This is a genomic window from Chromatiales bacterium, assembly GCA_024234935.1.
Lineage (GTDB): Bacteria > Pseudomonadota > Gammaproteobacteria > Steroidobacterales.
This window is the reverse complement of record JACKNI010000001.1, coordinates 390,478-409,905: the sequence shown is the minus strand read 5'-3', so window position 1 is coordinate 409,905 and position 19,428 is coordinate 390,478. Positions and strand designations below refer to the sequence as shown.

General features: G+C 60.0%; 13 protein-coding genes. 6 read left to right on the top strand and 7 right to left on the bottom strand.

The window, feature by feature from the left end:
- The first annotated feature begins 26 nt into the window (after window positions 1–26).
- Window positions 27–1,220 (top strand): MFS transporter, encoded by a 1,194-nt coding sequence (locus H6979_01910; protein ID MCP5138599.1) that lies wholly within the window; start codon window positions 27–29, stop codon window positions 1,218–1,220.
- A 5-nt stretch (window positions 1,221–1,225) separates the two neighbouring features.
- Here H6979_01910 and H6979_01905 read toward each other — a convergent pair whose 3' ends face one another.
- Genes H6979_01905 through H6979_01890 form a run of 4 tightly spaced genes read right to left on the bottom strand, consistent with a single transcriptional unit; the run spans window position 1,226 to window position 7,125 of the window.
- Window positions 1,226–3,997, bottom strand: coding sequence for a molybdopterin-dependent oxidoreductase (locus tag H6979_01905; GenBank protein MCP5138598.1), 2,772 nt, complete (start codon window positions 3,995–3,997; stop codon window positions 1,226–1,228).
- 51 nt (window positions 3,998–4,048) lie between these two features.
- Window positions 4,049–4,708 (bottom strand): 2-hydroxychromene-2-carboxylate isomerase, encoded by a 660-nt coding sequence (locus tag H6979_01900; protein ID MCP5138597.1) that lies wholly within the window; start codon window positions 4,706–4,708, stop codon window positions 4,049–4,051.
- Between the two features lie 6 nt (window positions 4,709–4,714).
- Complete coding sequence (locus H6979_01895) at window positions 4,715–6,250, bottom strand: AMP-binding protein (GenBank protein MCP5138596.1); 1,536 nt, start codon at window positions 6,248–6,250, stop codon at window positions 4,715–4,717.
- Between the two features lie 2 nt (window positions 6,251–6,252).
- Window positions 6,253–7,125 carry an amidohydrolase gene (locus H6979_01890; GenBank protein MCP5138595.1) on the bottom strand — a complete coding sequence of 291 codons (873 nt, stop codon included), beginning with the start codon at window positions 7,123–7,125 and terminating at the stop codon, window positions 6,253–6,255.
- Between the two features lie 187 nt (window positions 7,126–7,312).
- Between H6979_01890 and H6979_01885 the strand changes: the two genes are divergently transcribed.
- Window positions 7,313–7,987 (top strand): hypothetical protein, encoded by a 675-nt coding sequence (locus tag H6979_01885; protein ID MCP5138594.1) that lies wholly within the window; start codon window positions 7,313–7,315, stop codon window positions 7,985–7,987.
- A gap of 69 nt (window positions 7,988–8,056) precedes the next feature.
- Here H6979_01885 and H6979_01880 read toward each other — a convergent pair whose 3' ends face one another.
- Entirely contained in the window at window positions 8,057–11,152 is a 3,096-nt protein-coding gene (locus tag H6979_01880; GenBank protein MCP5138593.1) for a TonB-dependent receptor plug domain-containing protein, read from the bottom strand.
- A gap of 152 nt (window positions 11,153–11,304) precedes the next feature.
- Between H6979_01880 and H6979_01875 the strand changes: the two genes are divergently transcribed.
- From H6979_01875 to H6979_01865, 3 genes are all read left to right on the top strand, one after another.
- Window positions 11,305–11,979: a porin family protein gene (locus tag H6979_01875; GenBank protein ID MCP5138592.1), complete on the top strand. Its 675-nt coding sequence runs from the start codon at window positions 11,305–11,307 to the stop codon at window positions 11,977–11,979.
- Window positions 11,980–12,023: 44 nt separating this feature from the next.
- A complete protein-coding gene (locus H6979_01870) occupies window positions 12,024–12,728 on the top strand; it encodes an outer membrane beta-barrel protein (GenBank protein MCP5138591.1) in 705 nt (234 codons plus the stop codon).
- A gap of 92 nt (window positions 12,729–12,820) precedes the next feature.
- Window positions 12,821–14,308: a glycogen synthase gene (locus H6979_01865; GenBank protein ID MCP5138590.1), complete on the top strand. Its 1,488-nt coding sequence runs from the start codon at window positions 12,821–12,823 to the stop codon at window positions 14,306–14,308.
- Here H6979_01865 and malQ read toward each other — a convergent pair.
- Entirely contained in the window at window positions 14,234–15,763 is a 1,530-nt protein-coding gene (gene malQ / locus H6979_01860; GenBank protein MCP5138589.1) for a 4-alpha-glucanotransferase, read from the bottom strand. The two genes, H6979_01865 and malQ, sit on opposite strands and share 75 nt — an antisense overlap.
- 17 nt (window positions 15,764–15,780) lie before the next feature.
- Window positions 15,781–17,091, bottom strand: a complete 1,311-nt coding sequence (gene glgC / locus H6979_01855) for a glucose-1-phosphate adenylyltransferase (GenBank protein MCP5138588.1) — start codon at window positions 17,089–17,091, stop codon at window positions 15,781–15,783.
- A gap of 128 nt (window positions 17,092–17,219) precedes the next feature.
- Between glgC and glgB the strand changes: the two genes are divergently transcribed.
- On the top strand, window positions 17,220–19,424 hold the full coding sequence (glgB, locus tag H6979_01850; GenBank protein ID MCP5138587.1) for a 1,4-alpha-glucan branching protein GlgB: 2,205 nt from the start codon (window positions 17,220–17,222) through the stop codon (window positions 19,422–19,424).
- Window positions 19,425–19,428: the final 4 nt, after the last annotated feature.

The following is a 19,428-nucleotide window of genomic DNA, read 5'->3' as shown; positions in this document are numbered from 1 at the left end:
GGCAGGTTTCCGGACACAGTTGGCGGGTGTTTCTGATCTGTCTGATCGGCGTGACCTTCGCCAATCTCGACCACTCCCTGTTCACCTTCGTTCTTACCGAAATCTCGGCGGAATTTGGCTGGTCGGACCTCGAGCGCGGGATCTACATTGCAATCACCTTTGTCGCAGCCGGTGTGTTGATCACCCAGATCGGTGCGCTGGCGGACCGTATCGGTCGGCGCGCGGTGTTGCTGGCCAGCACCCTGCTGACTCCGATATTCGTAACCGCGCTTGCGTTTGCACCGACGACGGTCAGCCTGCTGATCGCACGCACGCTGGGATTTACCACGTCCGGCGTGCAGTCGCCGGTAACCGGCACGCTGGTCTTCGAGGAATCCCCGTCCCGCCTGCGCGGACTGTTCACCGGCGTCCTTCAGATCGGCTTCCCTCTGGGCTTTTTCCTCGCTTCTTTGCTGGTTCCTTTCATATATGAAACATGGGGTTGGCGGTATATCTTTCTGCTGAGTCTCCTCTTCCTGCCCTACGCGTGGGTGATCTACCGTTACCTCAAGGATTCGCAGATCTGGCGGGACAGCCGCGCGGCGCGCAGCAGGGCGAGTCGCCCGCCAGCCGCAACCCGTGAACTGTTCCGCCCGACCTACCGACGGCGGACCGTGCTTCTGTTCATGGGAACTTTTCTCTACGTCTTTGCCTACGGCGCGACGATCATGCTCACGCCCTACTTTCGTGAAGCCCGGGGCTGGGCAGCGCGCGAAGCGATCGAGCTGGTGGGACTCTCCTTCCTGATCGGTACCTTTGGCTATGTGCTCGCAGCGTACTTCGGCGAGTTCCTGATCAGCCGCCGGAATACCATCGTCGCCTGGTGCTGGCTCGGCGGGCTGGCCTTCAGCGTCATGATCTGGTTAACACAGGGCTGGTGGCCGACTTTCCTGGCCTTCAGTGCAATGACGTTTTTCTTCTACGGCGCCTATGCCGTGATGTTTACCTTCATCGCGGAAAACTACCCGGCCGAGCTGCGCGCGACTGCTGCCAGCTTTGCCAGTTCACTTGCGGTGGAACTCGGACTTGGACTCGGGCCGTTTGCCCTCTCATGGGCGATAGGCGTGGTTGGCTGGGCAGCCGCATTCACGTGGTGTGCCGTGCTGCCGGTGATACTCGCTGGCGCCACCTTTCTCGCCCTGCCCGCCGATGTACCGGCAGAGCCTGTCACACCGGACTGATGCGCTCAGCTCGCGGTCGAAACCGGCGCTTCGACATGCCTTTCAAAGTCACAAGTGAAGTCGTGAAAAGTTGAGTTCGGCTCAAAGTTGAGTGCCCGGTAGGTGATATGCCCGTAGCCACTGACCAGTGCCGTCGGCTTGATCAGCGCCGAACTGCTCACCACCGCACCGAAATTCTGCCGCCCACCGCGGAACATCATCGGGTCCCAACCGTGGTACATGAAAATGCTCCCTGGCTGCATGCTTGGCGTCACATGTGCCATGGCGACAAATGAACCCAGCGAATTGAAAACCCTGATCAGCTCACCGTCGCTGACTTTGCGCGACAGCGCATCATCCGGGCTCACGTAGACGTCAGGTTCGCCACGACGCAGGCTGAGCAGCAGGGAGTCATCGGTCCACATGCTGTGTATGCCGTGCCGCAGGTGACCCATCAGCATCTGCAGCGGATAGCCATCCAGACGCATCGGGTCCTTGTGCCGCGGCAACTGCTCGTCCTCGGCGATGAACCAGTCATGATCGATGTAGAACTGCTGCCGACCGGTCAGCGTCGGGTAGGGCTCACGCTTTTCAACCGCCCGCAAGAGCACGGAACCATAGGGTGCATTTTCATCGTAAACAACGCGTGCCGTACCCTCATTGCGCATCAGGCCATGGCTGCGCATTTCCTCGAAGGTGACCTTGGGTACACCGGGATCCTTGTCGATCAGGAACTGGATCAGGTCGCGTGTATCGCTGATCTGCCCATTGAGGGTGAAGAGCGCGTGATACTGCGTGAAATCCCGCGGGACTGGCTGCCCGAAAAAACTGTCCTGAATCGGTGCAATGCCGCGCGCCACCGCGCGCTCCGAGATAGCCTTGCTGAGCCGGTTGAGCGCATGCCAGTCATCCATCGATTCGCCCAGGGGCGCCACTGCCGCATCCATCACCTGCACGTATGGCGTGCGGGCCTCCAGCAGGTAATCCTGCCGCTCGTAGTGATGGGCGATCGGCAGCACGTAGTCCGAATACATGGCGGTGATACCCATGTCGGGCGTCAGCGTCACAATGGTTTCCAGGCTTTCGAATGCGGTCTTGCGCCAGCGCCCGGCGCCAGAGCGCCAGCTCGCGGTATTGCTGCCGGCAAAGATACCCATCTTCCATGGCGTTGCCGCATAGTCCGGCCACATGCCGGAGCGCATGGATTCCTGGAAATAGTGATCCACCTTGTCGGCCACGGCCTTGCCGTAGATGCGTTCGTTGAGATCCTTGCCGTCTGCGTGCACATAGTCCCAGCGGGCCAGAGTTGCAATGTTCAGGGTTGGCGGCAGACCGGCGAGCATAAAGGCGATCTGGCTTGCTGTGCTGCCCAGATTTTCCAGCTGAAAGCCACCGCCCGCCTTGCCAAGGTTCCCCGTCAGCGACAACAACAGCATGAAAGCCCGCTGCAGTAGATCACCCTGCAGCCATTTGCACATGCGATAGCCGGTAAAAATCATCGCCGGCCGGGCCTTGCCAAAGATCCGCGCGACCTCACGGATATTGTCGGCATGCACTCCGCAGATCTGTGCGGCCTGCTCGGGCGTATAACCGAAGGCACGCTGCTTCACCAGTTCAAAGACCGTGGTAACGCAGACGGCGCCCTGCCTGGTCTTTACCGTCCAGCTGCCTTCCAGCGCGGGCTCAAGTGCACCAAGCGCAAGGCTGCCTGCCGGGATGACCGGTAGGGGTGAACCGGGCGGTGGCGGCGGATTGCCGGTCGCCGGTGCAGCGACAGCCTTCCCGCTCCGCTCGTCCCAGATATAGAACAGATTGTCGCGTGCGGTTGCTCCATCGATGAAATCGCTCTCACGCAGGAAACGTCCGTTATCGCTACGGACGAGAAACGGCAGATCCGTCTGCTCGCGGATATAGCTGCGATCGATCAGGTCTTCGGTGAGCAAGACCTGGACCATGGCCATGGCCAGCGCGATGTCCGTTCCCGGCCGCGGATTGAGCCACTTGTTTGCATGCATCGCGCTCGGCGTGAATTCAGGCGAAATCGAGATTACTTCCGTTCCGTTGTACTTCGCCTCCCAGAAGAAGTGCGCGTCGGGAATACGGGTCACCGCCGGATTGCAGAACCAGACCAGACAGCATCTGGATTTGAAGACTGCCGCCATCGTATCGCCGAGTAGCGGTTCTCCGACCGTCATCTGTACGCCGGTCGGCAGGTCGCCCACGCCGGCAAAAGCTTCGGGCAACTCGATACCGCTGATGGTGGCAAAACGGCCCAGCGCTGCAAAAGAAGCACGCTTGAGTACCATCTGCGTGCCGAGATCGAAACTGATGGAACGCGGCCCTGTGGCGATCGAGTGATCGATAAAGCGATCGGCAATTTCGCTCATCGCCTGGTCCCAGCTGATGCGCTGCCACTTGCCCTCGCCGCGCTCGCCGACCCGCTTCATCGGATACAGCACACGCTGCTTGCCGTACATGTATTTCGCGTGGCGCAGACCCTTCTGACAGCCTCTGGGCCCGTAATCCGGCGCGTCCTCGGACCGACCATACTCGCCCTGCTGCTCTTCCCGCCAGACGATGCCGTTCTTCACATAGATATTGAATGCACAGGTACCGGTGCAGTTGGTCCCGTGTGTGCCGTGAGTTACGCGGTCCCAGCTCCACTTCCTGCGCTGCAGGTCTTCCCACGCACCATATGGCAGCGTCGCCTTGGCCTGTGCGGCAGCGGGCGCATAACGCAGGCTGAGAGCGGCGGCGAGCGCTCCCGACCCGGCCAGGAATCCACGCCGCGTCGTCATTTCAGATCTGTGCTGTGTACCAGTCATTACAGGCTCCACTGTGTCCCGGGCTCAACGCCCGTGCTCGCCGGGCATCACGAGGCGCATACCGCCGGCACGGGCCAGTGCAATCTCCACCAGCGGCATACGATCGTTGCCGAAATAGAGATCGGTACCCACCAGCATGCTGGGCGTACCAAAGCCGCCATGCTGCAGCAGGCGCGCTGCATTCTCATGAACCTCATCCAGTGTGTCCGGTGCGCAAAGCGCTGCGGCGAACTTTTCAGCATCCAGACCGGCACTCTCTGCCACCGCAGTGACTTCGCCAGGCTGACCGATATCACGCTGCTCCGCAAACCGGGCCCGATAGATACCCTCCAGATAAGGAACCACGCACCCTGCTCTCAGCGCCACGATCGCTCCCCGCTGCGCCCAGCCGGATTCCACGTACCCGGAATCAGGCTCATGCAGAGTTACACCACAAAAGCGCGCCCAGTCCTGCAAGTCCTTGCTCCGATAGCGTTGCCTTGCTGCCGACAGATCATCCTGCGGTTGCGCCGCGTGCATCGTGCCGCCACTGCTGATCTCTGCGAGCCGTACCGGCCGATAAACGATTCGCGCTCCGGTGCGGATCGCCGCTTCCTGCAGCCGTCCCAGAGCCAGATAGCTCCAGGGGCAGCCACAGTCGAAAAAAAATTCTACAGTGGCCTGGGCGGGATCACCGGCAGACACTGGCTTTCAGCCCCGGGCACGCAACACTGTCTTCAGGACCTTGCCGCTTGCGTTGCGTGGAATCTGCTCGATGAATTCAACATACTTTGGCTGTTTCATGCGGGATATCTTTCCTTCCAGAAACGCAGTCAGAGCGACCTCGTCGATTCCGGAGCCAGCCCGCCTGACCACAAAGGCCTTCAGGACTTCGCCCCAGCGTTCGTCCGGAACACCGATCAGCGCGACATCAGCAACCTCCTGATTCCGGAAGATAACCTCCTCCACTTCGCGTGGATAGATGTTGATTCCGCCCGAGATCACCATGTCCTTGATGCGGTCAACGATATACAGATGACCTTCGGCATCACGCCGCGCGAGATCGCCGACCGTTACCCAGCCATCGCGATATGTCTCGGCTGTTTCCTCCGGACGACCCCAGTAGCCATTGAAAAGATAGGGACTGCGTGAGTAGAGCTCGCCGACCTCATCAGCTGCACAGACGCTGCCATCCGGTCGCCGGATTTCGATCAAGGTGCATGGAAAAGGCTGACCGACACACTGCTGCTTGCGCAATTGATCTGCCGGTCTCAGGTTGGACACAATTCCGGCCTCGGTCGATCCATAGGTGTCATGCAGCAGACCCGGACCGAGTTGCCCGACCAGTTTTTCCTTCATCGTCTGCGGCATCGCCGCCGCATTGGAGATGACCGCACGCAACTTGCCCTTGCGGCTCGCTGTCTGCAGCCCGAAACCGGCTTCCAGCAGTGCGTGGAAGTGCGTCGGCACGCCGAAGAATCCGCTGATCGACTCTCCGGCCAGACTCTTCAGAACCTCCTCCGGTTCGAACTTGTCCATGATCTCGGCATAGCCGCCGAAGAAGATCGGTGCCAGGGAAAACACCATGCCCGCGCCGTGGCACATGGGCGCAATGGCCAGAAAGCGGTCATCCGGCCCGTAGCAGCCATACTCGACCGCCATGGCAAACAGGGTGAGTATCCGTGAGCGGTGCGGGACAAGTACCCCCTTCGGTTTGCCTGTAGTGCCTGAAGTGTAGGGAATCGTAAAAACATCCCATTCATTGACTGTCGGCAGGCCGGTCGCCGGGCGGGCTTTGGCAAGCCAGGCCTCGAACGCCGGACCGATCTCGATGATGACGGGTGCGGATGCCAGCTTCGCGTCGCGCAGCAAGGCAACCACTTCGCGATCGGCAAACACGACCGCGGCCCCGGCATCCTCACAGATACTGACCATTTCGCTGACAGACAGGCGCGGATTGACCGTTGCCAGTGCGATCCCCGCCTGCGAAGCTCCAATGACGATCTCCATGTATTCGATGGAGTTTTTGCCGATGATCGCACCGTGTGTGCCCGGCTTGAGGCCGAGACCGCTACCCAGCGCTGTGCTTACCTTGTCGATGCGCGACAAGAGCTCTGCATAACTGCGCGTGCGGTCGCGATGCCGATAGGCAATCTTGTCCGGACTGCGATGCATCGCCGCCCGCACGCCCGCTGCCAGGGACAGATGCTGAAAGGAAAAGGGCAGACCGGCGCTCGTTGAAGACATGATCAGACCGGACCGCCGGGCAGCTTGAATACCCGCAATGCATTGTCGCGCATCAACATGCGCCTGGATTCCTCACGCAGGTTCAGCTCATCGACCTCCCGTACCGCACGCTCCGGGTCGATAACCGGCCAGTCCGTGCCAAACATGGCTTTGTGCCGTCCGTAGGTGTTCGCGTAGTGCACGAAAGCAGGTGGCCAGTACTTCGGCGCATAGGCATCGCCGGCGATATAGACGTTCTCATGCTTCCAGCACATGGAAATCATCTCATCGGTCCACGGAATACCGATATGAATTCCGATCAGGCGCAACTCCGGAAAATCGATTGCCACCTGATCCAGGCAAATGGGCCGGCCAACCGAAGGCAGACGGCGTTCACGTGAATAGACGAGGTTGTGGCCAACCTGCATCATGATCGGTATGTCGAGTTCGCAGCACTTTGCGTAGTACGGGTAGTACTTCGCATGATCGGGCGCCAGCCCGCACCAGTGCGGATAGAGATGTGCACCGACAAAGCCGTATTCCCGCACGCCCTGCTCAAGATCCCTGAGTCCCTGCATGCCGCGAAAAGGATCGATGCCTGCAAGTCCCGAGAAACGCCGGGGATGCTCCTGACAGACCTCATGGACCCGTGCGTAGGGCAGTTCAAACCCGCCCTTCACATTGATGTCACCCGCCCGGACTGCAATCAGCAGGGAGCGCTCGATACCCGCCCGGTCCATGCGCTGCAGATAATTCCCGATACTGACCCCGCCACGAATTTCCTCGGGCATGCGCACCTGCGCCTTGAATGCGTCATCAAGACCGGTATGCCCGCCGGCAACCTCACGCGGAGTAAAGAGATTGCAGACGATATCTATTGCACCCGGCACTGGCATGCTGAAGCTCCCCGCTTGGCCGTGAATTTCCCGATCAGCAGGGTAACAAGGAACTGACGACCTCAGTAGCCGCCCCGCGTACAGGCATCCGCCAAAGGGCCACCGTGCGGTCAATGCGGACACAACCGGAGCGACGTCAGCGCAGCCTGTGGGGTAGAGTCACCCGCAAGACAGCGGGGGTTGAACAATGTCGAGCTATCTCGTCTGGAAGTACGCGCACATCCTGATGTTTGTCTTCTGGGTGGGAACGGACATGGGCGTCTTTCTCGCTGCGCGGCGCTGCACCGATCCGAAGCTCTCCTTTGCAAGCCGGGTTACCTTGTTGCACATGGCCTTGCGCATCGAATTGCTGCCGCGAACGATGTGGAAGGCCGCCCTGCCCTTCGGCGTAATGCTCTCGCGGGATATGGGCTTGCTGCCGATAGCCACAGGTGCCCTGACTGCCGTCTGGATATTCAGCTTCGGCTGGTGGGCGATCAGCATGACCGGCGCATGGTTCTACGACAAACCGTTTGGCCATCGCCTCGGGCGCCTCACGAACCTGCTGACGCTGCTCGTGGGCAGCTGCCTGATCGTGCTGGCACTGTCCTCATGGGCCGGCTACGGACCCATTGTTGCCGATGCAGGTTGGCTGCAGCTCAAGGTGGGGCTCTATGGCCTCATCAATCTGTTCATCATCTGGATGCTCGTGGCATTCGACCCGCTGGGTGCGGCTTTCGGTCAGCTTGCGGTCGAAGGCTCAAAACCCGAGATCGAGACCATCATCAGCCGGACCATGAACAAGTCCACGGTCATTATCTGGGCCACTTACCTGCTGATCGTTCTGGTCGGCTTTATCGGTACTACAAAACTCGCGGGTTAAAAAAAACGTCCCGGAAACCATTCAGCTTCCGGGACGTTTCAGGTCTGGCTCTCTGTTCGGTATCAGGCCCTAGCGGCCACCCCCGAAGCGATAACCGGCGCGAATACCAAAGACCCGCGGGTCCGGCATGCTGGCGAAGTAGTGCGTGGTGCCAAGGCCTGCGGTAAAGCCCAGATCAGTAACCTGGTCGCCGAAGTCCGGACCGCTGCCACCCGTCTTGAAAGTGTCATCGTCCAGCAGGTTGTCAACATAGGCAATGACCTCCCATTTATCGGAGACGAGTCCCAAACGGACATCCACGAGGGCATAGGAATCGAGCTCGACCAGGTTCTCCGGCTCTGCCCAGCGCTTGTCCTGCCAGTTGCCACTCAGCTCGAAGAGATACTCATAGGGCGTATCGAGAAATGGTCGCTGGATGCGCATCGACGCCGAATAGGCCTGCTTCGGCGTGCGCTCCAGATCATTGCCGGCGTAGTCGAGGCGGCAGAACGCCGTGGGTTGCGGGTCATTGGCATCGACACCGTCGTTTGCATAACTCCCATCCTGCAACTTGTTCGTATCCTCAATGGTGATATCGGCCGGATTGGTAGCCTCCTGCTGCACACCATCACGCCCGGTGTACTTGTAGACCAGCGGGCACGAGCCGTAGGCGGCAGCCCTGACGAGGTTCCGCGTGTCATCAGTCCAGTTGGTATATGAGGCATCGAGCAACGTGCCACTCAGGCTGAGCAGCAAACCGTCCATGAACTCGGGCTGCCAGATCGCCTCAAACTCCAGACCCCAGACTTCAGCACCGGAAGCATTGACCACCCGTGGCTGGGCGATACCCGCGTTATCCAGAACCTGGATGCTGACCTGCTTGGACGCATAGTCCTGATAGAACAGCGAGGTGTTCAGCTGCCAGTATCCAGCCGCCTGGAACTGGGTCTTGAGCCCGAGTTCATAGGCTTTCAGCTTCTCCGGGTCGAATCGTTCATTATCAATGGTCGGCGGCGCCGTACCGCCGCCACCGATCAGGGCATTGATGCCGCCAGGTTTCTGCGCAAAGGCATAGGAGAAGAACAGCTTGGTGCCGTCGATGGGGCTCCAGTCGAGGGTCAGCTTCGGCGTGTTGTATCTTGAAGTTGTAGATCCCTCGATATAGCGCCAGGTCAACTCGACTGGCAGCACATTGGGCGGGGTAAGAACTTCATTGTTGATGTAGCCGTACATCACCCGTTCGTTGTCGCACAGCGTGCGAGTCTGGTCCAGCCATGCCACCGCACGGTTTGCAGCGCCCGGATTCAGCGAATTGACCGAACCGGGTATGAACGCAAGCTCGGTACAACTGGAGCCACCAGGCTTGGTCATGCTGGATTCTTCATTGACAAACCGGTCCTCGATACTGAGGTTCAGCTCATCGGTAATCGCCCAGTCGACCCGTGCATAGAAGGACCAGTGCCGGGTTGTTGCATCCCATGTTGACGGAGTTTGGCCGGGCAGCGCATTCGGGTACCGGACCGAATCGTAGACACCGACCTGACGATATACATCCTGATACGAAGTCAGGGTAGCCGGATAAGCGCTGCTGCCATCGCAGAGCCCCTCCACCTGGGTCATGCTGCCGGTAGCCGGGTCTGAAACAGGATTACCCAGGGAATCCAGCACCGGGTTTCCGGCGCCATCCAGCAGCGGCGATGTCGTGGCCTGGTCACGCGAGAAGGGGGCACAGCCCATGATCCAGTTGCGATCCCAAAGCAGCCGGTGATCCTGCCAGTACAGCGCACCACCGGTCAGCTTCCAGGGACCGTCCCATTGAGTCTCGTAACGGAATTCCTGGCTGAACTGCGTGGTCTTCGTCTCCTGATCCGAGCCTTGTGCGCCCATCAGGGTATCGCGCCGGCCTCCCAGTACATTCCCGTTGGCATCAAAGGTATAAGGAATCTGTCCATTGCCGTTGAAATCGAGCCCTGAGCTGGCCTGATAGTCCTGGTCATAGCGGTCGCTGGAATTGAAATTCGTCCACCCCGTATACGACGAAAGCAGCCCATAACCGAGATCGATGCTGGCCAGCAGGCTGGCGCGGAACGTTTCAGTATGGGTACCCGGGAATTCACCGCCCGTGGTGGGGTCTTCACTCAGAGAGACCACGTGACCATCGGCACTACCCAGATTGAGAGGCAGGCAGAAACCTGGTGCGCCCGAAATATCGGTGAGTGGATTGAAATTACCACCTGGAGAGTTCTTCGGGCAGTAGGTGCCGAAGTTGAAGAGGTTGGTTCCGCCGCTGGATGACTTCTGCAGCGTCGGATCACCATAGACATCGCCGGTGATGATCGGCCTGACGATTTCCAGGGCACGCGGGTCGCTGAGATAGACGGGGGTATCACCCTGCAGATTTACCACCGCACGCGGATCGTAATTCTCCTCGCTGTACTCCATGCGGCCCTTGAGCTTTACAGCATCCACCGGTTTCCATACGGCAGTCAGCGCACCGCCATATCCGTATGAACCACCGACATCGGCTCCCGACTGGCTGTTGGTATAGAAACCGTCTTCGTTGAACTGGACACCCGAAATTCCGAGACTGATGGTGTCCGTAAGCGGACCACTCAAACCACCGTCAATCGTTCGACGACCATAGTCCCCAATGTCGAGGTTGACCCGCCCTTCCAGCTCATCACCCGGCTCCTTGGTGATGTAGGACAGTGCGCCCGCAAATGCTGATCGGCCGAACAGCGCACTCTGGGGGCCCTTGACCACCTCGATCCGCTCGACATCGCTGAGCAGCCGCCGATTGGCCAGCAGACCTGAACCGGCGGAGATGAGGTTCTCGGTGGTGACGTCGATGCCATCGATAAGGAATGCGACGTTGGAACGACCGCGGGTATTCGACAGGCCGCGCACAGTGATGCGGTTGTCGGCCGGCCCGTAAGACTGGTCAAACTGCACGCTGGGCTGGTTCTGAACCACATCATTCAGGTTGCTGATGCCCTGGCGTTGTATCTGCTCGGCGGAGATGGCGGAAACAGCCAGCGGGATGTCCTGAAGATTCTCTTCGCGTTTGCGGGTCGTGACCACGACCTCTTCAATCTGTGCCCAGGCTGCGATCGGCAGTGCCGACCCGATGGCAACTGCAATCCATGCGGACGCAACCAGACTATTGGCTCTATTGGTGGTGGACATTCGGATTCCCCTGGAAGGCAACGGGCGCATGATAGCAAACCGCCCCCTTGTCGCTGCAACCGATCGCGCGAGCAACTAGCCAGTCCTGAACCGATTCGCTATAGTCGCTCGCGATTTCCGCCGTCCGCATCGATTATTCCGAGGAGATATCCATGAATGCCAGGCAGGTCCGGTTGCTGACGATTGCTGCTCTGCCGCTGTTTGCGGGCAGCTGGGTTGCCACGGCTTCGGCTGAAGGCCCCCAATACACCTATTTTGATGCCGGCTACCAGTGGATGGAGAGCAACGAGGCCATCAAGATCGATGGCGGGCAGCACGAGGGCATCAAGCTGAATGCTTCCCTTGGGCTGACGGAGTTTGGCCCGGTCGGCCTGCACCTTTTTGCTGAATACTTCGATGGGGACTTCAGCGGTGCCGGGGACGGCTGCGGAGATCGGGATTCAAAATCCTATGCGGCCGGACTGGGCGCGCATTACAGACTGACGGAATCCACCCATGTGGTGGCCAACCTTGGCTATGTCGATGCAGATTTTGATGTCGCCGATGGCAGCTGCGCAAAGACCAGCGTCAGCGACGACGGATACCGGATCGAGGGCCTGATTCGCAGTTCGCTTTCCGACAAGGTGGAACTTGAAGCCGGATATCGCTATACGGAGATGAGCGATTCCGATATCGACAATCGCGATGCGATTATCGGGCTCGGCTACCATTTCAATGACAAGCTGGCTGTGCGGGTACGCGGCGTCGTGTTCGATCAGGATACGGGCATCGAGCTCAGCGCACGGTTCAATTTTGCCAGCCTGATGGGACGCGACAATCTGTTCTGAGCAGGTTCGGTCATAGAAACTTCAACAATTTTCGGGGGCAGGCTATGAGCAGGATTCTCGCTACCATCATCGCGGTGATGTTGTGTACACCGTCGATTGCAACAGCAGGTGCCTATCTGGGCATAGGTATCGGCGGCAGCCGCACGGAGTCAAAACTGGCGGACCTGGGTCTGGTTCCGGTATGCGAATCGACCACCTCAGGCTGCTACCAGGACACGCAACCACCGCCGGTCGGCGTCGGGAGCGACCCCGACTTTTCGGGGTCCGACGTCAGCTTCAACTTCGTAGCCGGCTGGATGTTCAACCAGAACATCGGCATTGAAATCGGCTATATCGATTTCGGGACGGCCACGGACGATCTTGGCCTGCCGGTGAGCTGCGCCACTTTCGGCTGCTCCAGCCGGCAGTGGACCAGCGAGATCGAGCGGGACGGCTGGCAGCTGTTTCTGGTCGGCAACCTGCCACTGAACGAGAGCTTTGACCTCTACGGCAAACTTGGTGTCATAGACTGGAACGCCGATTATGCGGGTTACGAGCGGAGCGAGCTTTACGCTTCCGGTCCGCCACTGGGCGCGCAGAATGCGGCGATCAGGACCTCCGATGACGGCACGGATCTGGCCGCCGGCTTCGGCATCAACATGCATACCGACTCACCCTTCAGCCTCCGGGCAGATTTCACCTACTACGACATGGACAACACCGACTTCGTGTACGTCCTGCAGTTCATGGCGCTTTATCACTTCGAGTAGCCCCGGCGCTGCAGGATCCACGCCTGGTCACGGGCCCCGCTATCGCGGGGCCCGCTTTTTTCTGGTGTCCGGATCAGCGATGATCCGCGCCCATGAAAGCGTTGCGCATCCTGATGATCACCGCCGAGTATGCCCCGCTCGCCAAGACCGGGGGTCTCGCCGATATGGTTGCCGGTCTCTCTGACCAGCTGGCCGCGTCTGGCCATGATGTACGGGTGGTCATGCCACGCTATCGTGGTCTTGAGCAGGCCGGAGATACAGCAGCGGCGCTGAAGTTTCATGCTCATGCCGCCAACGGAATATCGCCGGTAGCGCTGAATGGTACGCACCCTCCATATGAGTTTCTCTGCAGCGGAGCGAATACGGGACCAGTGATCTATCAGGTCGATGCGCCGGCCTTTTTCTCGGGCAGCACGATCTACGGCGGCGGTGATACGGAAGCCCTGCGCTTTGCACTACTGTCCCATGCGGCACTGAAACTGTGCCAGCTGCTCGAATGGGCGCCGCATATCGTTCATTGTCACGACTGGCATGCATCACTTGCACCCTTGCTGTTAAAGAGGCATCAGCTGCGCGAGCCGGTATTCCGCCCTGCGAACTCCGTACTCACGATTCACAATATCGGCTATCAGGGTGTTTTTCCCGCCGCGCTGGCCGACAAGCTGGGCCTGGACGAAACCGCAGAACTGATATCGACTGATGATCCTGTACCTCGGACACTGAACTTTCTGCGTACCGGTATCACCGCCGCAGATGCCCTGACCACGGTAAGTCCTACACACGCCAGTGAAATCCTCACGCCTGCCTACGGCAAGGGTCTCGATGCCCTGTTGCGACAACGCCGGAACCGGCTCGTGGGGATACTGAATGGCGTCGACTACAGTCGCTGGGATCCCGAATCGGATCATCTGCTGCCGCGCAATTACAGTCCGACGGATACCGGGGGCAAACTGCAGTGCCGATCCGAACTGATCAGGCGCTCAGGGTTCAGCGAAGCCCCGGACTTGCCGATCCTCGGCATGGTCTCACGGCTGGCGGAACAGAAAGGCATTGAACTCGTACTAGAAGCCTTGCCGCCATTCCTGCGCAACAGCTCTTGTCGGGCCGTCATCCTCGGCGAAGGTGACAAACCCTATGCGGATGCCCTGCAGGAACTGGCGGATGACATGCCCGACCACTTCGCCTTTATTCCGGCACACAATGAAGCGCTTGCCCGACTTGTTTTTGCCGGCAGTGATGCCTTTCTGGTTCCGTCGCTGTACGAACCCTGCGGGCTGACGCAGATGTATGCGCTGCGCTACGGTTCCGTACCCATCGTTCGGGATACCGGTGGACTGCACGATACGGTCAGTCATTTCGATCCGTACAGTGGAACCGGAACCGGAAGCGTCTTTCGCGATGCGGATACCGGCGGACTGATGTGGGCAATCAACCAGGTTCTGGCCTGGTACCGGCAGCCTTCGGTATGGCAACAAGTGCGCCATAACGGCATGACACAGGACTTTTCATGGGCACACCAGGCGCCCCAGTACCTCGCGCTCTACCGGCGCCTCGCCGGACTTGATCCGGAGTCGGCCTGAGGCGGCGGCATCTGCCCGCCACCCCGTAGCGTAGTCTGCCCGTACCTGTGACCAGTCGAACCGCCAGATCCAGTTTCCCTGCGTGGTACCCGGTATATTCATCCGTGCTTCAGTACCCAGGCCAAGCAGATCCTGGAACGGCAGCATCGCCACGCGTGCCGGCGAATGCCAAACCGCATCCATCAGTGCCGCCGGCATGTCGGCCACACCGCAGTGCAGAACTTCATGAACGTAACGCCGCGTTTCCTCGCTGAGTCCGGCGTACCAGCCAACAAGCGTGTCGTTGTCATGCGTGCCGGTATAGATCACGGCTTCTTCAACCTGATTGTCGGGCAGATAAGGATTGTCAGCCGAGCCGTCGAAGGCAAACTGCATGACCAGCATGCCCGGCAAGCCAAACTGCCTGCGGAGCTGATGGACCTCGGTGGTGATCGTTCCCAGGTCCTCAGCGACGAAGTGGCGCCCCTCGCCACCCGCACCCAGCGCCTTCAGTAACGCGGCGCCCGGCGCATCCCGCCATGACCCTTCGCGTGCCGATTCCGCGCCAACCGGAACCTCCCAGTAAGCCTGCAGGCCCCGGAAGTGGTCGATACGCAGACAATCGAAGCGCCGCAACTGATTGGCCACCCTGTCCCGCCACCAGCAGAAACCATCCGCCTCCATTCGCTCCCAGGCATAAAGGGGGTTCCCCCAAACCTGCCCGTCCTCACTGAAGTAGTCTGGCGGTACTCCCGCCACCGCTTCAGGGTTCCCGTCCTTGTCCACGCGAAAGAGCGTCCGGTGCCACCAGACATCGGCGCTGTCCAGATCGACGTATATGGGCAGATCGCCCAACAGCTGGATACCACGGCTCGCAGCGTAATGCCGGAAATCGGCCCACTGCCGGTCAAAGATCCACTGCTCGAACGCCACTTGGCGAATGCGCGCATCAGCCTCCTTGAGCAGACCGGAAACTGCTGCAGGAACCCGATGCCGGACAGCTTCGGGCCAAGTCCACCAGCCTGACTCACCATACTGCTCACGAGCAACCCTGAACAACGCATAGGGCAGCAGCCAGCTGCGCTGTGCTTGCCAGAACGCGGCAAATTCGCTGCGTTCCGCATGACTTGCCGCCCGCCGGAACCCGTCCCACGCCTGCCGCAGAAGTCCGGCACGCTGCTGCCACTCGCCCCCGGCAACGGATGCTTCAGGCGCCAACCACCCGGCTGCCTTGAGCGGCACCGGATCGACCAGACGTGAATTTCCGGCAAAAGCCGAAGTCAGCTGATAGGGTGAAAGCGAGCCACCGACCGGGCCCACCGGAAGCATCTGCCACAGACTGAATCCGGCGTCCGCAAGCAAGTCGGCAAACCGCCGCGCATCTTCACCGAGCACGCCGCTCTCCCAGTTTCCGGGGAGCGAGGTCGGGTGCAGGAGTACGCCGGCACTACGGCCCTCTGCAAGCAGGTCAGTCAACGATGTGTCCTCCCCGCTCAGCCTGCGGTATGGGGCTGGGCAACGGGAGATACAGTCGGAGCCGGACCGGATGCGGAAACGCTGCAGTTCTTCAGCATGTCCTGGGTGACAAGGACCACACCCTGCTCGGTCACATGGAAACGGCGCCGGTCCAGTGCGTTGTCTTCGCCAATCACCATACCGTCCGGTATCGAGCAGCCTTCATCCACGATCGCCCGGCTGATGCGACAACCACGTCCAATCGTGACATCGGGCAATATGACCGCGCGAAACACCTCGCTGCGCTCATTGACGGTGACGTTGAAAAACAGCAGGGACTCGCGGACCAGTGCCCCGGAAACGATACAGCCGCCCGCAACCATAGAATTGATCGCAACCCCTCGCCTGCCGTCCTCGTCGAGTACAAACTTTGCGCAGGGGGTCTGCTCCTGATAGGTCCAGATCGGCCACTCGGAATCATAAAGATTCAACTCCGGGCTGACGAAGATAAGCTCCATGTTTGCCGCGTAAAACGCGTCGACCGTACCCACATCGCGCCAATAGGCCTGTGCCTCGGTTTCAACGCTCTCAAAGGGATAGGCAAATACCCGGCTGCTGGCAGCGATTGCTGCCGGGATGATGTTCTTGCCAAAATCATGCGCCGAGACCGCATCCTCCGCATCGCGATTCAGCGCAGCACGCAGATAGTCGACGCTGAACACATAGATACCCATTGATGCGAGCGCGACATCATTGCGGCCCGGCATCGGCTCGGGATTACGGGGCTTTTCACTGAACTTCACGATACGTTGATCCGCATCGAGCGTCGCAATGCCGAATTCATGCGCCTGATTAACGGGTACCTGCACCATGCCAAGCGTCACGTCAGCTGCACGAGCCACATGAAATGCGATCATCGGACCGTAGTCCATCTTGTATACGTGGTCGCCCGCGAGGACCAGTACCAGTTCCGGGTCATGCGCCTGGATGATATCGAGGTTCTGGTACACGCAATCGGCGGTCCCCCGGTACCAGAGCTCGCCGAGTTTCTGCTGGGCAGGAACCAGCTGGACAAACTCACCCAGTTCGCCACGCAAATAACCCCAGCCACGCTGGATATGCTGGGTAAGAGAATGTGATTTGTACTGTGTCATGACCAGAATCTGCCGGATTCCGGAATTGACGCAATTGGAAAGGCTGAAATCGATAATGCGGTACTTCCCGCCGAACGGCGTTGCCGGCTTGGCGCGGTGCTCTGTCAACTGGCGCAACCGCTCGCCCCGCCCACCTGCCATTACGATGGCCATGGTGCTCTTGGTAAGCTGGCTTACAAAGCGCCCCGAACGCATTGGCTTTGCGGTACTGCCCGGATAGAAGATGCTCATGACCGCCCCATCGCCCGATGTGTCACACTGCCAATGAATGTAACACCATACGGCTGCTTGTTCACCCGGATTGACAAGGCTCGAAGCTGACCATGCGGCCACCAGACCCACAGAAAACGCCTCCACTCACTGCTGTCACCGATACCGCCCTGCAGCGCCTCATGGAGGCGCGGCACCACGATCCCTTCGAAATACTCGGCCGGCACCCCGCAGGCTCCGAGGAGGTCGTGGTACGGGCGCTTCTGCCCCACACTGCGGCAGTCAGCATCGCAGAATCCGGGCTCGCGCTGACCCGGGTTGGTGATACCGACCTGTTCGAGTGGCATGGCCCGGCAAGGCTGGTCCCGGCACGTTATCGCCTGCGAACACTTGCAAGCGACGGAACAAGCGACGAGCACTTTGATCCCTACTGCTTCCCCCCGCAGCTGGCCGACTCGGATCTGAACCTGTTCAACGCCGGACTGCACAGCTCGGCTTATCGCTTCATGGGCAATCATCAGGTCTCGGCAGACGGGATTCCCGGGATTCGCTTCGCAGTCTGGGCGCCTGAGGCCGAGCGGGTCAGCATCGTCGGCGACTTCAATCAGTGGGATGGCCGCTGTCATCCGATGCGGGTTCGCGGAAGTTCGGGCGTCTGGGAGCTGTTTGTACCTGGCCTCCCGAGCACCATCTACAAGTACGAGATCCGCAATCGCCAGAGCGGTGAGCTGCTGCTGAAAAGCGATCCGTGGACCCGCGAGTCAGAGCTGCGCCCGGCGACCGCTTCCATAGCGCGGCCGCAATCGGCATACCGCTGGCATGACGACCAGTGGATGACCGCGCGCACCGGCTGGCAGTGGCTGCATGCGCCGGTCTCCATTTATGAAGTCCATCTGGGCTCCTGGCGGCACGGACCTGGTCAGCAGCCACTCAGCTATCGTGCTGCGGCCGACCTGCTGGTGCCCTATGCGGCGGAGCTCGGATTCACCCATATCGAACTGATGCCGCTAACGGAGCATCCACTGGATGAGTCATGGGGTTACCAGCCCGTCGGCTATTTTGCTGCAACCTGCCGGTTTGGCTCACCCGATGATCTGCGTTATCTGATCGATACCTGCCACCGTGCCGGTCTGGGGGTGATCCTCGACTGGGTGCCCGGACATTTTCCCCGCGACAGCCATGGGCTGGCCCGCTTCGACGGATCACCGCTGTACGAATACAGCGACCCCAGGAAGGGCAGCCATCCTGACTGGGGAACACTGGTTTTCAATTACGATCGCTGTGAAGTGCGCAGCTTTCTGCTGTCGAGCGCTCGCTTCTGGCTGGAGGAATTCCATGTCGATGGTCTGCGGGTCGATGCAGTCGCTTCGATGCTGTATCTGGATTACTCGCGCCGCCCGGGTCAGTGGCTGCCAAACAGGCACGGCGGGAACGAGAACCTGGAAGCCGTATCCTTCCTGCGCGAACTGAATGCCATGACCCACCGGGACTTTCCCGGCTCGATCACCATTGCCGAAGAATCAACCGCCTGGCCTGGCGTGAGCCGGCCGGTTGATCTGGGCGGTCTCGGCTTCAGCATGAAATGGAACATGGGCTGGATGCACGACACGCTGAAGTACCTTTCGCTGGATCCTGTCTATCGCAAACATCACCATGACCTGCTGACATTTGGTCCTGTTTATGCCTTCAGCGAGAATTTTGTGCTCCCTCTCTCGCACGACGAAGTCGTACACCTGAAGCGGTCCATGCTGGGCAAGATGCCCGGCGATGACTGGCAGCGCCTGGCCAATCTGCGTCTTGCCTATACCTACCAATGGACCTATCCGGGCAAGAAGCTCCTGTTCATGGGCAGTGAACTGGCACAGCCCTCGGAATGGAACGTGCGGGAGTCGCTGCCCTGGCACCTGCTGGATGACCCGCGTCATGGTGGCATGCAGCGACTGGTGCGCGACCTGAACCACATCTACGCGGCACACTCCGCCCTGCACGCGCTTGATTTTGACGCCAGCGGCTTTCAGTGGCTGAGCTGGGAAGATGCCGAAAACTCGGTATTGAGTTACCTGCGCCGGAGCAGGGATGAATGTCTGCTGATCGCGCTCAATTTTACCCCGGTGGCGCGCACCGGATACCGGATCGGTGTTCCGCACGCAGGTCAGTATCGGGAGATCCTGAATTCAGACTCCCGATTCTACGGCGGCAGCGATCTGGGCAACCCTGTCCCGCTGACGGCTGAAGCCGTACCGTGCATGCATCAACCCTGGTCGGTGCTGATCAGCCTGCCGCCCCTGGCCGGCGTGATTCTGGCACCGACAGGCTGAGCGG

Excerpts from the sequence above, each read along its gene's own strand:
- H6979_01865 (MCP5138590.1), top strand. The coding sequence starts at position 12,821 with ATGAAAGCGTTGCGCATCCTGATGATCACCGCCGAGTATGCCCCGCTC.
- H6979_01905 (MCP5138598.1), bottom strand. The coding sequence starts at position 3,997 with ATGACGACGCGGCGTGGATTCCTGGCCGGGTCGGGAGCGCTCGCCGCC.
- H6979_01875 (MCP5138592.1), top strand. The coding sequence starts at position 11,305 with ATGAATGCCAGGCAGGTCCGGTTGCTGACGATTGCTGCTCTGCCGCTG.
- H6979_01895 (MCP5138596.1), bottom strand. The coding sequence starts at position 6,250 with ATGTCTTCAACGAGCGCCGGTCTGCCCTTTTCCTTTCAGCATCTGTCC.
- glgB (MCP5138587.1), top strand. The coding sequence starts at position 17,220 with ATGCGGCCACCAGACCCACAGAAAACGCCTCCACTCACTGCTGTCACC.
- H6979_01885 (MCP5138594.1), top strand. The coding sequence starts at position 7,313 with ATGTCGAGCTATCTCGTCTGGAAGTACGCGCACATCCTGATGTTTGTC.
- glgC (MCP5138588.1), bottom strand. The coding sequence starts at position 17,091 with ATGCGTTCGGGGCGCTTTGTAAGCCAGCTTACCAAGAGCACCATGGCC.
- H6979_01890 (MCP5138595.1), bottom strand. The coding sequence starts at position 7,125 with ATGCCAGTGCCGGGTGCAATAGATATCGTCTGCAATCTCTTTACTCCG.
- H6979_01880 (MCP5138593.1), bottom strand. The coding sequence starts at position 11,152 with ATGTCCACCACCAATAGAGCCAATAGTCTGGTTGCGTCCGCATGGATT.
- H6979_01870 (MCP5138591.1), top strand. The coding sequence starts at position 12,024 with ATGAGCAGGATTCTCGCTACCATCATCGCGGTGATGTTGTGTACACCG.